General features: G+C 63.0%; 12 protein-coding genes and 1 pseudogene. 3 read left to right on the top strand and 10 right to left on the bottom strand.

Translation table 11 applies throughout. The features are described from left to right. Positions 1-7: 7 nt before the first annotated feature. Positions 8-781, bottom strand: a complete 774-nt coding sequence (locus NKI24_RS19330; RefSeq protein WP_352690709.1) for an enoyl-CoA hydratase/isomerase family protein — start codon at positions 779-781, stop codon at positions 8-10. Further along, complete coding sequence (locus tag NKI24_RS19325) at positions 778-2,349, bottom strand: acyl CoA:acetate/3-ketoacid CoA transferase (protein ID WP_352578182.1); 1,572 nt, start codon at positions 2,347-2,349, stop codon at positions 778-780. The genes NKI24_RS19330 and NKI24_RS19325 overlap by 4 nt, the downstream gene beginning before the upstream one ends. A gap of 138 nt (positions 2,350-2,487) precedes the next feature. Here NKI24_RS19325 and NKI24_RS19320 point away from each other — a divergent pair, with 138 nt between their 5' ends. Further along, a complete protein-coding gene (locus tag NKI24_RS19320) occupies positions 2,488-3,306 on the top strand; it encodes an aldo/keto reductase (RefSeq protein ID WP_352747457.1) in 819 nt (272 codons plus the stop codon). A gap of 51 nt (positions 3,307-3,357) precedes the next feature. Here the strand turns inward: NKI24_RS19320 and NKI24_RS19315 are convergent, their stop codons facing one another. From NKI24_RS19315 to NKI24_RS19285, 7 genes are all read right to left on the bottom strand, one after another. Continuing rightward, complete coding sequence (locus NKI24_RS19315; protein ID WP_352642356.1) at positions 3,358-5,010, bottom strand: GMC family oxidoreductase; 1,653 nt, start codon at positions 5,008-5,010, stop codon at positions 3,358-3,360. Next, positions 5,010-6,506, bottom strand: a complete 1,497-nt coding sequence (locus tag NKI24_RS19310) for an aldehyde dehydrogenase family protein (RefSeq protein ID WP_352747454.1) — start codon at positions 6,504-6,506, stop codon at positions 5,010-5,012. Before NKI24_RS19310 ends, NKI24_RS19315 begins: the two co-directional genes overlap by 1 nt. Positions 6,507-6,530: 24 nt before the next feature. Next, a complete protein-coding gene (locus NKI24_RS19305; protein WP_352747451.1) occupies positions 6,531-7,502 on the bottom strand; it encodes a zinc-dependent alcohol dehydrogenase in 972 nt (323 codons plus the stop codon). A 73-nt stretch (positions 7,503-7,575) separates the two neighbouring features. After that, complete coding sequence (locus tag NKI24_RS19300) at positions 7,576-8,517, bottom strand: ABC transporter permease (protein WP_352747448.1); 942 nt, start codon at positions 8,515-8,517, stop codon at positions 7,576-7,578. An 8-nt stretch (positions 8,518-8,525) separates the two neighbouring features. After that, positions 8,526-10,031, bottom strand: a complete 1,506-nt coding sequence (locus NKI24_RS19295) for a sugar ABC transporter ATP-binding protein (RefSeq protein WP_352747445.1) — start codon at positions 10,029-10,031, stop codon at positions 8,526-8,528. Positions 10,032-10,039: 8 nt separating this feature from the next. Further along, entirely contained in the window at positions 10,040-11,005 is a 966-nt protein-coding gene (locus NKI24_RS19290; RefSeq protein ID WP_352496350.1) for an ABC transporter permease, read from the bottom strand. A gap of 69 nt (positions 11,006-11,074) precedes the next feature. Further along, positions 11,075-12,190: a sugar ABC transporter substrate-binding protein gene (locus NKI24_RS19285; RefSeq protein WP_352517368.1), complete on the bottom strand. Its 1,116-nt coding sequence runs from the start codon at positions 12,188-12,190 to the stop codon at positions 11,075-11,077. 267 nt (positions 12,191-12,457) lie between these two features. On the opposite strand from NKI24_RS19285, the gene NKI24_RS19280 reads away from it, so the two are divergent. Further along, on the top strand, positions 12,458-13,111 hold the full coding sequence (locus NKI24_RS19280; protein ID WP_352517369.1) for a TetR/AcrR family transcriptional regulator: 654 nt from the start codon (positions 12,458-12,460) through the stop codon (positions 13,109-13,111). A 353-nt stretch (positions 13,112-13,464) separates the two neighbouring features. Here the strand turns inward: NKI24_RS19280 and NKI24_RS19275 are convergent. Continuing rightward, positions 13,465-13,888 (bottom strand): annotated as a pseudogene (locus tag NKI24_RS19275) (ArdC-like ssDNA-binding domain-containing protein); the annotation flags it as partial. Here NKI24_RS19275 and NKI24_RS19270 point away from each other — a divergent pair. Further along, the gene (locus tag NKI24_RS19270) at positions 13,778-14,050 is read left to right on the top strand and encodes a hypothetical protein (RefSeq protein ID WP_352747584.1); all 273 of its coding nucleotides are present in this window, start codon (positions 13,778-13,780) and stop codon (positions 14,048-14,050) included. The pseudogene NKI24_RS19275 and the gene NKI24_RS19270 sit on opposite strands and share 111 nt — an antisense overlap. The last annotated feature ends 347 nt before the right edge of the window (positions 14,051-14,397 follow it).

Here is a 14,397-nt window from a genome sequence, read left to right as displayed (position 1 = left end):
CCGAAAGCTATCTGTCGAAACGCGCCGGCCGCTTCTGCCTGTGGGCCGCCAGCCCTTCCGTGAGATCTTCGGATGCAGCCGCCACCGCGCCGGCCAAGGCCTCTACGACCCGTTCGCTCTCCTCGTGCTCGGCGGCATTGATCAGCATCTTCGTCAATTCTGTCGCCCTTGGAGATCGCTTCAGCACGCGGGCCGCGGCGGCCTGTGCGGCGGCGCCACCCTCGCCCGTGGGCACGACCTGATCAACGAGCCCGAGCGCGATGGCCTCATCAGCTGAGTAGACTTCGCCAAAAAGCGCCATGCGGCGGACAAGCTGCGTGCCGAAGCGGCGCGAGGCGCGCTGCGTGCCGGACCAGCCGGGAATGATGCCGAGGCCGGCCTCCGGCTGGCCGATCTTCACATGCACTTCGGCGATACGCAGGTCCGCGCAGGCAGCAAGCTCCAGCCCGCCGCCGAGCGCGTGGCCGTTCAGCACCGCGATCAGTGGAACCGTGAGGCGGGCCAGCGCATCGAAGGCGCCGTGTCCGTCGCGCAGCCAGCGGCGCGAGAACGTGTCGGCGTCGAGGCTGCTCCACGCCTCGATATCGCCCCCCGCGCAAAAGGACCTGCCGCCCTCTCCCGACAGGATCGCAACTCGGGCATCCGAGCGCTCGATGGTACGGCAGGCCCGCAACAGCGCATCGACCATGTCCTCGTCGATCGCGTTCAGCTTTTCCGGCCGTCGCAGGGTGAGCCGCGCAAGGTGTCCCTCGATTCGGAGTTCGATGCGCGGATCGCTCACAGCGCCAGCCCCATGGTGCCAGCGCGGAATAGCGCATCGTCCATCACCCTGAGCGTCTGCGAGACGCGTAACGGCGTCGCCGCCTGGTCGAGGACGTCACGCTGAAGGTCGAGGCCGGGGGCGATCTCTGTTATCACAAGTCCGTCCGTATCAAGCTCTATTACGCAGCGCTCCGTGACACATGTGATCTCCTGCCCCTGCGCGCGGGCGCGCTTGCCAGAAAAACTGACCTGATCAACTTTTGGCACGAACTTGGCGATGCGGCCCTCCATGTCGATCACCAACCGGCCGTCCTCGATGTGCATCTTGGCGCCTGCATTGAAATTGCCGGAGAAGACGATTTTTTTCGCACGCGACGTGATATCGACAAAACCGCCGGCGCCAGCGGTGCGGTGTGGCGTTGCCGCCAGGCGGCTGACATTGACCGAGCCCTCGGCGTCGATTTCCAGGAAGGACAGGAGCGAGCAGTCGAAGCCGCCCGCCTGGAAGTAACAGAACTGATGGGGCGAGGCGACGAAGGCCTCGGCGTTGGAGGCACAGCCGAACTTGAAATCGAGAAGCGGCACGCCGCCGACGGCGCCCTGCTCGATCACCCAGGTGATTTTGCCGTGCAGCCCCTCCTCGATGAGGATGCGCGGCACGTTGGCCGAAATGCCGAAGCCGATATTGACGGCCCAGCCATCCTGCAGTTCCCGCGCCACGCGGCGGGCGATGACCTTGCCAACATCGAGGGCCGGCAGGCGGAAGGTTTCGAGCGGCCGGAAGAGCTCGCCGGAAATCGCCGGGTCATAGGGCGTCGCCGTCGTCTGCAATTGATCGGGCGCCTCGACGATGACGTCGACGAGGATGCCGGGGACGCGCACGTCATGGGGCCGCAGGGTGCCGCTGGCCGCCACCCGCTTGACCTGCGCTATGACCAGACCGCCGGAATTGCGGGCGGCCAGCGCCATTTCCATAGCGCCGAGAGTCGCACCCTCCTGTTCGAAGGTGAGGTTGCCCTTCTCGTCGGAGGTCGTCGCACGGATGATCGCAACATCGGGGCGAAGCGCCGGGAAATGCAGCCAGTCCTCTCCCGCGAACGAAACCCGCTGAACGATCGGCTCGGCGCGCGCACTCGCATTCATCGCGCAGCCTTCCTGATCGGGATCGACGAAGGTCTCCATGCCGACCTTGGTGAGCACGCCCGGACGCTTGGCGGCGCCCTCCCGGAGCATGTCGAAGACGATGCCGGAGGGCACGTTCCAGGCGGCGAGCTCCTCCTTGAGGATCATCTGCCAGACCAGCGGCGGCTCGGCATTGCTTGGCCCCGAGGGATAGGAGCCGCCGATGATCTTCTTCAGCATGCCCGGCTTGGCGATGTGGTCAACACCACGGGTGCCAAAGAAGTCGCCGGCCGCGATCGGGTGAATGGAGGTGAGACCGCGCGGATGGCCTTCGCGATCAAAGCGTTCGCCTAGCGCCTTGAGAACGGCCTCAGGGCAACACAGGCCCGACGAAGAGTTGACTGCAACGACCGCACCATCCCTGACGAGTTGGGCCGCCTCCTCCGCCGTCTTTACCTTCTTCATCGACTTCACCTCCGTTCCGCATTGCATTAAGTAACTAACTAGTTATAGATTAAACACGGCCTGGGCAATCAGGCAAGCAGGTTTTTCGCGTCGACGCGCATGGCGCCATCGATGCTCCCAGACAGCCAAGGAGGAGGCATGAACATCTATTTCCAGAAGAGCTTTCAGCGCGGCTTCGGCACCTTTCCGCTGAAGGGAAACGACCTCAGACACACGATCGCTGCCGCCATCGGCGCCGGTTACCGAGCGTTCGATACGGCGCAGATGTACGGCAACGAGGCCGATACGGGTGCGGCACTCGCAGTCTGCAGCGTCGCGCGGGAAGAGCTCTGCATTACCACGAAGGTGCATCCGGACAACTATTCAGAAGAAAAATTCCTGCCCTCGGTCGAGGCCAGCCTGAAGTCATTGCAGATCGATCGCCTCGATGCGCTTCTCCTGCACTGGCCGCCGGCAGACGGTGACGTCGCGCCATCCCTGCGCCTCCTGCAATCCGCCCGGGACAGGGGTCTTACGGATACCATCGGCGTCTCGAACTATACCGCACGCATGATGCGTGTGGCGCGCGCCGTGGTCGAAGGACCGCTCGTCACCAACCAAGTGGAGTTTCACCCGCTGGTCAACCAGCAGAAGCTCCTCGCCGCCGCATCGGAGACGGGCATCCCGCTTTCCTCCTACGCGTCCATCGCCCGCGGCGAAGTGTTCAAGCACCGTCTTTTCGCCGAGATCGGCAAAACCTACGGAAAATCTGCTGCACAGGTCGTGCTGCGCTGGACGCTCCAGAAGGGTGTGCCGCTCAACACGATGTCGACGAAGCCGGAAAACATCCGGGGGAATTTCGACATCATGGATTTCACGCTGTCGTCCATCGACATGGACAGGATCGACGCCCTGAACGCGACCGGTTACCGCATTGTCAAGCCGGGGCAACTGCCCTGGGTCCCCCAATGGGACTGACGCAAAAGGGCGGCCGCAAGGCCGCCCTTTTGCTTGAGACGCCTCGATCGATCAGGCATTGCCGCGGATCATGTCCGATGCCTTTTCGCCGATCATGATAGTCACCGCATTGGTATTGGAGCCGACGAGGCTCGGCATGATGGAACTGTCGCAGATGCGGATGCCATCGAGGCCGTGGACGCGCAGTTGCGGGTCGACCACCGACATCTCGTCCCGCCCCATCTTGCAGGTGCAGGTGGGGTGATAGGAGGTACGCCCGTATTGGCGCGCATAGGCGACATAGTCTTCCTGCGTGCGCACGTTTCTATCGGGAAAATGCAACGTTTTGATGCATTTCTGCAGGGAAGGCTGGCCAAAGATTTCCTGACTGATCTTCACGCCTTCAGCGGAAATCCTTACATCGTCGGGGTCGCCGAGGAAGTTCGGATCGATAACGGGCAAGGCGCGCGGATCGGCCGAGCGCAAGGTCACGGTTCCGCGCGACTTCGGCCGAAGCGTATAGGAGTTCAGCGTGATGCCGGACGCGCCCTTCGGCACGCTCGGTACGCCTGCCTCCGCCCCCGCGCCCGCAAGGAAGTGGAACTGCAGGTCCGGGGTCGGGCTCGCCTCGTCGCCATACCAGAACGCCCCACCCTGCACGACGTTGGAGGTGATGCGGCTCGCCTTGTCGCCATACCAGAACGCCCCACCCTCCACGAGGTTGGAGGTGATGGGGCCGGACTTGAAGAGTGTGTACTGAATGCCTGCCCAGATCGACCAGTGCAACTTGTTGTATTTGTCGAGGCTATCGTGGTTCTTCAGTTCCGCGACGATGTCGACGCCAAAATGGTCCTGGAGGTTCTGCCCTACGCCGGCCATGTCCTGCACCACCTCGATGCCGTGGCTGTTGAGCGCATCGGCCGGCCCGACGCCGGAGAGCATCATCAGCTTCGGCGTGCCGATGGCGCCAGAGGTAAGAATCACTTCGCTTTCCGCCCGCGCCGTCGTGCGGTAGCCGCCGGCCTCATAGTCGACGCCCACCGCACGGAGTCCCTCGAAGACAATGCGCAGGACAAGCGCACCGGTGACGACCGTCAGGTTGGGACGCTTCAGGGCCGGACGCAGATAGCCGACGGCCGCCGAGCAGCGCCGGTTGTCGCGCGTCGTCGTCTGGTAAACGCCCGCCCCCTCCTGCACCGGGCCATTGAAATCCGGATTGTAGGGAATGCCGAACTCCTGGCAGCTCTGCACGAAGGCGCGCGTCATGCGTTGCGGCTCGGGGATGTTGGAGACGCCGAGCGGGCCATCCGTTCCATGCCAGGCACCGGAGAGGATCGAATTGCCCTCCGATCGCAGGAAATATTTCTGGATGTCCTTGAAGCCCCACCCTTCCGCGCCTTCCTCGACCCAGCGATCATAATCGGCGGGCACACCACGCGTGAAAACCTCGGCATTGATCGACGACCCGCCCCCGAGCACCTTGGCCTGCGCGTAAAGGATCTCACGGTTGTTGGCGTGCTTCTGGGGCGCGGTCTTCAGGCCCCAAGTGAGCGGCCCCGTCGTCATCTTAGCGAAGCCAACGGGCATGTGGATGAGCGGATTGGTATCGCGCCCGCCCGCCTCGATGAGGCACACTCGCGCGGACGGGTTTTCCGAAAGCCGCGCCGCCAGCACGCACCCGGAGGTACCGCCGCCGACGATCACATAGTCATAGCCAGCGGCCATCATGCGATCCAATGCGTGCGCTTGCCGATCTGGACATGAACGGACTTCACCTGCGTATATTCCTCTACCCCATACATCCCGGCCTCTCGGCCCCAGCCGGACTGCTTGAAGCCGCCGAGCGGCATTTCGGGACCGCCGGCCATGATCGTGTTGACCCAGAAGCGCCCGGCGCGAACCCGGCGGCTCACCATCAGTGCCTTGTCGATATTCTTCGTCCAGACGCTCGCCGCAAGACCGTAAACCGTGTCATTGGCAAGCTTGATCGCTTCTTCCAACGTATCGAAATGCATGGAGCACAGCACGGGGCCGAAAATCTCGTCGCGGGCGATGACCATGTCGCATGAAACGCCGGAGAAGAGCGTCGGCGCGATATACTGGCCGCGACCAAGATTGATCGGCCCGCCGCCGGTGAGAAGTTTTGCGCCCTCGGCCTTGCCCTTCGCGATGTAGTCGAGAATCGTGGCGTTCTGCGCCTCTGTCGTAATGGCCCCGACCTGAGTCGCCTCGTCCAGCGGATCGCCGACGCGGATCTTCTTCATTTTTTCGACGAGCAGCTTTTCGAATTCGGCGGCGATGGAGCGCTCGACGATCAGGCGCGAGGAGGAGACGCAGCATTGCCCGGTGTTAAAGCTGATGCCGAAGGCCGCGCCGTCGCCGGCGTCTTCCAGATCGGCATCGGCGAAGACGATGATGGGGTTCTTGCCGCCAAGCTCCAGGCCGAGCTTCTTGAAGTTGCTGTCGGCTGCCGCGTGGACGCAGGAGCGGCCGACGGCTGTCGAGCCGGTGAAGGACAGCATGTCGACGTCAGGATGCTCGGACAGCGCCTGGCCAATCCTGCGGCCGGCACCGGTGATGACGTTGTAGACACCGGCCGGAAGGCCCGCTTCCGCCAGCACTTCGGCGAGCAGCAGCGTCGTTGCAGCGGTCACTTCCGACGGCTTCACGATCATCGTGCAGCCAGAGGCGAGGATGAAGGGCACGCGCTCGCAGAGGATCAGGAACGGGAAGTTCCAGGGCGTGATGAGGCCGACGACGCCGATCGGCTCGCGCAGCACCATGCCGAAGAGATCGTCGCCGAGCGAGTTGAAGCTGTCTCCGTGCAGCATGCGCGCCGCACCGGCGCCCGTTTGGAAGCAGGCGATGCAGTGATCGATTTCACCTCGCGCTTGGGAGATCGGCTTGCCGTTTTCCAGCGCCTCCCAATAGGCGATTTCGTCGCGACGGCGGCGCAAGATTTCAGCAACGCGCAACAGGACGCTTCCGCGGGCCGCACCCGAAAGGCCAGCCCAGCGGCGATCTTCGAAGGCGCGGCGTGCCGCGGCGACGGCGGCGTTCAGATCATCGACCGTGCAACGAACCGTGCGCGTGACAGGCGTGCCGTGGCCGGGCGACGTGCGTTCGAAGTATTGCGCGCCGTCTTTCCACTCGCCATCGACGAAAAAGCCGAAGGTGCGCGCTGCGGCCGGGGCAGAAAGGAACGGGTTTTTCTGGTCCACGGGATACCTCCACTTCGATAGGTCTTACGCCGCAATGGCGATTTGCGTCTTCAGGTCGTGCGGCCGTTCCCCGAGGGTGTCGAAAGCCGCCTGGATATTCTCCAGGGAGTAGCTCGCCTTGGTGAAATCATCCGTGCGGAACCGGCCATGCGATAGAAGGGTCAATGCGTCATGCATATCCTCCCCCATGCCCGCGACGGAGCCCTTGAGGCTCGTCTCCTCCAGAACCGTGCGGAGGATATCGAGGGGGACCGTCTCGCCCCGCGACGTGATGCCGAAGAAGGCGATGTGCCCGCCGCGGCGCGTCAGGTCGAAAGCCTGTTCATAGAGCTTTCTGTTGCCGACGCTTTCGACCACCAGATCCGCGCCGCGTCCGCCGGTCATCCGCAGCACGGTTTTCTTGAGCTCGGCCGGATCGGACACCGCCGCATCCGCGCCGGCTTCGAGAGCCATCCGGGAGCGCTCGGCGGACAGATCGGCGACGATAATGGGGGCCGCGCCGACGAGCCGCATCATCTGCACATGAAGATTGCCAATCGGCCCTGCGCCGAAGATTACGACCGACTGGCCGAAGGTCGCCCTCGCCTTGCGCGCGGCGCGGACGACGCAGGCGACCGGCTCGGTGAGGACGAGAACTTCGTCAGCGATGTTACCCTCAACGGGGATCGCGAGGCGCGCGGGCACGGCGACGAATTCGGCGAAAGCCCCATCCCTGCCGATGCCGACCTGGGTGACCTCGGCGCAGTTCAACACCTCATTACGCCGGCACCAGAAGCATGTGCCGCAGCCGATATTAATGTCGACGACCACGCGCGTGCCAGGCGCCAGATGGCGCACATTGGTGCCCATCTCAGCAATCGTGCCGCAGAACTCATGGCCGGGGATCAGCGGCAACTGGTCAGCGGCGTAGTGGCCGTTGAAGATATGGATATCCGTGCCGCAAATGCCTGTGCGCGTTACCCGCACCAGTACATCATCCGGCCCGACGGACGGCACCGGAACGTCGCGGAGTTCGAAGCGCTTCGGCGCAGTGAGGACAGCGGCGCGCATGGTGCTCATGGCCAGATCCTCACTTCACGGTGCGCAGCTTTGCGCGGTCGATGGTCAGCGCGATGGCGACGATCAGCACGACGCCGAAAACCATCTGCTGGCGCGTCGCGTCGATCTCGAAATAGAGCATCGAGGCGCGGATGACGGCAACAATGAGCGTACCGACCACGGTGTTGACGACACCGCCGACGCCACCTGTCAGCGGCGTACCACCGACGAGCACCGCAACGATGGCCGGCAGCAGGAAGCCGTTGGCGATCGTCGGCGCACCGCCCGAAAGCTTTACCGCAAAGAGGAGGCCGGCAATGGCGGCGAGTGCGCCCGAGATCGCGAAAGCAAGAATCTTGTAGCGGGCGACATTGAGGCCTGAGGCCGCGGCCGCGAGTTCGCCGGCACCGACGGCCTTCAGGGCACGGCCAAGCGTCGTGCGTCGCTCGATGAAGAGGCAGATCGCGACGAGCGCCGCGGCAATCAGCAGCTCATGCGGCACGCCCCAGGTGCGGCCGATCATCCAGCCGAAGGTCTCGTTGCGCTGTGTGGCATCCATGTTGAGTGCGCGCTGGCCGGAGAGCCATTGCGCAATAGAAAAGGCGACACCGCCGACAGCGAGCGTGGAGATGAAGGACGGCACGAAAAGCCGCGTCGTCACATAACCGGAGAGCATGCCGAGCAGGAAGCCGGCAAGCACGCACAGCAGGGCGACCCACGCCCCCATGGAGGCGAGATATACCGAGGCGACGACCGTCACCATGTTCGCCATGGACTGCGCCGAAAGATCGATGCCCCCGATATAGATAGCAAAGGTGAGCCCGAGCGCCATGATGAAGAGCGGCACGATATCCCCGGCGATGCCGAGTAGGTTCGAAGGGCGCAGGAAGCCGGGATCGTTGACGCCGACGGTCGCGACGAGCACGACCAGCGTGATCCAGGGTAGGTGCGGTTTGAGGCGCTGAATATCCATCTCTTCCCTCAGATCATATGGTGCAGCAGGTCGAAGGGCGTGGGCTTGGCGCCCGGCTTACAGGCGAATTGCTTCTGGATGCGCCCGTCCTTGACGACGATGATGGTGTGCGACAGGCCGATCCCTTCTTCCAGCGTATCGGCGACGAGCACGATGCCGACGCCTGCCGCGCCCATCGCGCGGATCATGTCGTAGACGTCTTCCTTCGCGCCGATGTCGAGGCCGCGCGTCGGGTGGTCGAGCAACATGATGTCGGAGCCGGCGGAACGCCATTTGGCCAGCACGACCTTCTGCTGATTGCCGCCCGAGAGATTGCCGCAATCGGCAAATTCCGAATGTGCCTTGATCGAGAGTTTCTTGATCCAGTCGCGCGCCAGCGCCCGCTCCTCGTTAACGCGCAGTACCCCCCCGCTCGAATGGTTCCGCATCTGCGAGAGCGTCATGTTCTCGTAGACGTTCATGCCGGCGACGATGCCTTCGATCTTGCGTTCGCGCGGCACATAGCCGACCCCATGGGCGACCGACTGGCGCGGCGAATAGCCTGTGGCGTCAGCGCCCTTGATCTTGAGACGGCCGGTCGCCGGCGTCAGCATGCCGTAGATCGTGCGCAGGATCGCCTCGCGCCCGGAACCTTCCGTGCCGACGAGACACAGGACTTCACCGGCATGCACTTTGAACGAGATATCCTGGATGCTGCCCGGCAGTCCGACGGCCGCCATCTCGACCAGCACCTTCGAGCCATCGAACGGCTTCTGCAGGTGTTCTCGGTAATATTGCTTGTCGACGTTGCGGCCGACCATCTTGTGCTGGATGGCCTCCGCCGTCGCGCCGCCCCGCTCTACCACGTCGACCACCTCGCCGTCCTTCATGACATAGATGCGGTCGGAGAGCTCCATCACCTCTTCCATGCGATGCGAAACGAAGATGAAGGAGGCGCGCGTCGTCAGCTCCCGCACAAGCTTGAAGAGCAGCTCGACCTCTTCCTTCGATAGAACCGAGGTCGGCTCGTCAAGCAGGATGACGAGGTCGCCCTTCACCCGCTCCTCCAGTGTCAGAACCTTGGCGAGTTCGACAAGCTGGCGCTGGGCGAAGGAGAGTTTCGAGGTCACCGTCACCGGGTCGACGTCGAGCTTCACCTTGGCGAGCTGCGCCTTGGCCGCGCTCGCCATCGCCTTCCAGTCGACCACGCCGAAGCGGACGAACTGGCGCTCGTAGCCGAGAAAGATGTTCTCCATGACAGAGAGGTTCGGGATCAGGGACTGTTCCTGGAACACCATCCCGATGCCCTTTTCCATCGCCTGGCGCGGATTGGCGAAGCGAACGGACGCGCCGTTGATAAGGACCTGGCCGCCATCCGGCTGGTAGGCGCCGTAGATGACCTTCATCAGCGTGGATTTGCCGGCGCCGTTCTCACCGACGAGACCGACGATCTCACCGCGCTTGATGTGGAAATTGATAGACTTCAGCGCGTGGACGCCGGGGAATTTCTTGTCGACGGCTTTCAGCTCGTACATGGCGCTCCTCACTTAACGAAGGAAACCATCTTGCGGTCGGTGGAAAGCACCACCGCAAGAATGACGAGGAGGCCCAGCACTCCGTCCTGGAGGAAATCGGGCAGACCGATGACGACCATGCCGTTGTCGATGACGTTGACGATAAGAACGCCGACGAGCGCGTTCCACACGCCGCCGATGCCGCCCCAGAGCGCCACGCCGCCGACGACCACAGAGGTGATGGAGACGAACATGAAGTTTGCGCCCGTCACAGATTCCGCCTGCCCGATGCGGGCGACGACGAGGATCGCGGCGATGGCGTAGAAGACGCCGGCGAGCGCAAAGCCGGTGACGCGGACGCGGGTGACGTTGAGGCCCGAGGCGTGAGCGAGGTCCTCGCCGCCGCCGACAGCGTAGAAATTGCGGCCGAGCGTCGTGTGGGTTTGGATGAACCTGCCGACGAACAGGAAGAGGGCCGCGACATAGACCATCAGCGGGAAGCCGAGCCAGCGCACCGTGAGCAGGCCGCGGAAGGTGGCATCGCTGACCTTCACGATATCACCGCCGGTCAGCAGGATCGCGGCACCGGTGCCGACAAAGCCCATGGCGAGGCTTGCCATGAAGGACGGGATCTTCAGTTTCACATGCACCAGCCCGTTCAAGAGCCCGAGCATGCCGCCGAGCACGAGCACAAGCGGAATGGCTATCCAGCCGAAGCCGGCGAGCGTGCCGCCAAGCTGGGCGAAGATGAAGGCGAAGGAGACCGCCGTGAGCGAGACCGTTCCCTCCATGGAAAGGTCGATCGAACCCATGACGATGATGAAGGTGACGCCGACGGCGACCATGAGCGCCGGGGCCGCCGCGATCGCGATACGGGCAAAGTTCCGCAAGGAAAAGAAGGTCGGGTTGAGTGCGGTGAAAAAGATCAGCAGCGCGATCAGCACCAGTAGCGGCGCCCACTTGATCAAGGTTTCGCGCGAAAGGCGACGTGTCACGTCAGACACCCCTCTAATGAATTTCGCAGGAGATGTGGCGGCAGCGTACGGCTGCCGCCCTGCCTATGGTCAGGACTTGTACTGGATCTGACCGTTCGACGGGCCCCAGAAGTCCTTCCAGTCGTAGGTCGGCACGGAATCCAGGTACTTCGCCTTGAATTCCGCCGCGTCCTTGGCCGTAACGAGAATCGTCGGGCCATAGAATTCGCGATGCTCCTTCGGCTCCTCGGAAGGTTTGAAGGTGCCGATGGCGGCATGGTAGGCGAGTGCAGCGCTGATGCCGCCGCCCCAATGCGGATTGGTGAAGACGGTGGCGAGTAGCTGACCATCCATGACCATCTGCACGGCTTCCGGATTGCCGTCATAGGCGACGATCGGCATGTTCTCGATGCCCTCGGCACGCAGCGCCTCGATGACGCCGTAGGCTATGTTGTCATTGGCGCAATGCACGCCCTTGATCTTGTCACCGTAGCGCGTCAGGAACGAGGCCATCAGTGCCGCGCCCTTCTGTGTGTCCCAGTCGGCCGGCTCGGCATCGAGCAGCTCGACCTTCGGGAAGTCCTTCAGTGCGTTCTTGAGGCCGTTGAGGCGCTCGACGGCCGGATTGTTGGCTGCGATGCCGCCGAGATGGACCACGCCACCCTCACCGCCCATGGCTTTGAAGAGGATGCGGGCGGTTTCTTCCGCCGGCTTTTCGTCCGACCAGGTCATGTGCGAGACATAGTTGTCGCCGAAGTCCCAGGGGTGCAGGTCGTCGGTCTTGTTCCAGATCGTCGACACATAGGCGCCGGCAGCTTGAACGGCCTCGACGACCGGACGGGCGTTCGGGCTGTCATTGGCATCGCAGGCAATGGCGCAATTGCCATTGTTCTTGGCAAGGAAGGCCTTGATGTCAGCGAGCGACTTTTCCGTCGAGCCCTCGTTGATAAGGCTGATGAGTGTGCTCTTCGGCTTGCCGAGCGACTCCACGAAGGCCTCGCCGCCGGAGACGACAGAGTTCCAGTATGCCGAGGCGCGGTCGCGGTAGCTCCAGGCAATCGCCGGGTCTGTCAGCGCGGCGCGTGCGATGCCGCCACCGAATAGTCCCGGCACGGCAGCCGCGCCCATGCCGGCCGCAGCTGCGAACAGAAAATTGCGACGGCTGACCGTTTCGCGCTCGATGAAATCCTTGATAAAGGTCGACATTGGTTCCTCCCAATCTTCGATTGAAACGCTTCGCGCGTCACGACTGGCGCTGCTGTCGACAGGAGAGCCCTGCCTTCGGGCGAGGCGCTCCGGCGTGACCTACGCCATTTAACGCACTAACCAGTTACTTCTTTTAGTTTGCCCAAGTCAAGCGGTTTCAGTATGATCAAGACAAGCAATCGCGTCGAACGGCTGTGACGGACGGCGACGCGCGTGTATGAGTTGCAGGGAAGAAATCCCGACCGCGGCAGAGGGCAGGCGCAAAACATGACGGGCGAACGAAACGAAAAACCGGGACGAAAACCGCGCATCCGCGACGCGGAAGCCACCAAAGCGCGCATCCTCGAGGCGGCAAAAAAAGAATTTGCAAAGAAAGGCTTGGGTGGGGCGCGCGTCGACGACATCGCAGAGAAGGCGAAGGCCAACAAGCGCATGATCTACCACTATTTCGAGAGCAAGGAGGGCCTGTTCCAGACCATTCTCGAAGAGGCCTATCTCGATATTCGCAACGCCGAGCAGAAGCTGCACCTGGAAGATCTTGACCCGAAGGCAGCGCTCGAAAAACTGGTGCGCTTCACCTGGGAATACTACCTGAAGAACCCGGAATTTCTGACGCTCGTCAACAGCGAAAATCTGCATCGAGCCAAGCACCTGAAAAAGTCGGAGATCGTCAAGGTCTCCAGCAGGAAGCTCGTGAACTTGGTCTCAAGCATCCTTGAGCGCGGGGTGAAGGCGGGCGTCCTCCGCGACGGCATCGATCCCGTGCAGCTCAACATCACCATCGCGGCCGTCGGCTACTACTACCTGACAAACCGCTTCACCGGTTCGATCATCTACGAGCGGGACCTGATGGCCAAGGACGCCCTGGAGCAGCGCATCCAGTTCAATATCGATACGATCATGCGGCTCGTTGCCGCTTGACGTTACCGGCCGGCGGCACATTCCCTGAAACGGTCCGGAATCAAGGAAGTCGCGGCGGTGGCAGGCGTCGGTCGCAACGGCATCTTACGTGCTTTCGGGAACCGGCCGACCCTCCGAAGCGACACGCAAGCAGGTGCTGGCGGCGGCGGATGGGTTGTGTTGCAAAGTTTTTCTGCGTCATGAAGGTGGTCGAGACCGGCCGCTGTCATGCCGCCAGTATGGCGAACTGCTCGGCCAGGGAGGGATTTGGGTTGAACGCGTACCTTGCCTGTCGCTTGTCCGCGAGGCCTCGGCAAACAAACGGGCTGCGGCGGCAGTTGGATGAAGTCGCCGCCCGGCGTGTAGAAGGCGCGATTGCCGCCGATGCGAATTTCTGCGCCGCTGGGAGCGATGAACGCCTCGGCCTGCGGGATGATTTCGCGTTTGGGCAGCGGCTCAGACTGGGTGTAAAACTGCTCGGGCAGGCCCTCGCACTGCGCGACATTGAAGACGGTGAAACGCTTGAGGAAGGGCACCGCCTGCGGCTCGGTGTCTTCTTTTCTAGCGCGTTCCTTCTCGTTCTTCGGGATGAAGCGATCGGCATGAACGATAGTCGAGCCGTGCTCGCCTTTTCGACATTGCCGCAAGCGAAAGCGCCTGCCGGAAGGTGAGCCAGTTCTGGCCGGGGTGGCCGCGCTCGATCAGCGCGCCCCACAGGATCAGGATGTTGATGCCGGAACGTTGCGACCGGTGGCGGCATTCTTCGGCAAGCCAAGAGCTGATTTGGCGCTGCCCCAAGGGTTTGACCCAAGGCAGCGAGCCCCGCTCCAGATCTGCGATGATGCGGTCGGTGATCTCGCAATCAAGGCTCGCCCTTGGAGCCTCGTTCTTGTTCCCGCCCACTTCGCCACGGGCACCACGCTTGCCGGTCTGCGCATGATCTTCGTTTCCGGTCGCTAATCTCCCGCGCCTTACCCGTGAGTGGGGTGGGCGGCAGAAAGCGACTGGCTTGGCCCGCTGAACGAGGCGGGCCGCACCCGGAGGGCCGCAACGGAGTGGAGAATGTGAGCCAAGCAGGCATTGCGGCACGCCGCAGCGGGCTTAGAAAGGAGCGTCGCCCACCCCGCGAGCGGGGGCTGGCAACACAAAACAAAACCGCATCGCGAAGCGATGGCCTGAAGCAGCTATCAAATCGCCCTGACCGGCATATCGCTCAAGAGCGTGACCTGCCACTGAATTTTCATCCGGCTGCAGTTAGAGCCTCGGCGGGTTTTACGCCGTATGGCGCGGGTTGAGCAACGGGTGAT

The organism is Mesorhizobium sp. M0701 (assembly GCF_040320365.1).
Taxonomy (GTDB): domain Bacteria; phylum Pseudomonadota; class Alphaproteobacteria; order Rhizobiales; family Rhizobiaceae; genus Mesorhizobium.
This window is presented reverse-complemented; position numbering and strand designations above follow the sequence as displayed.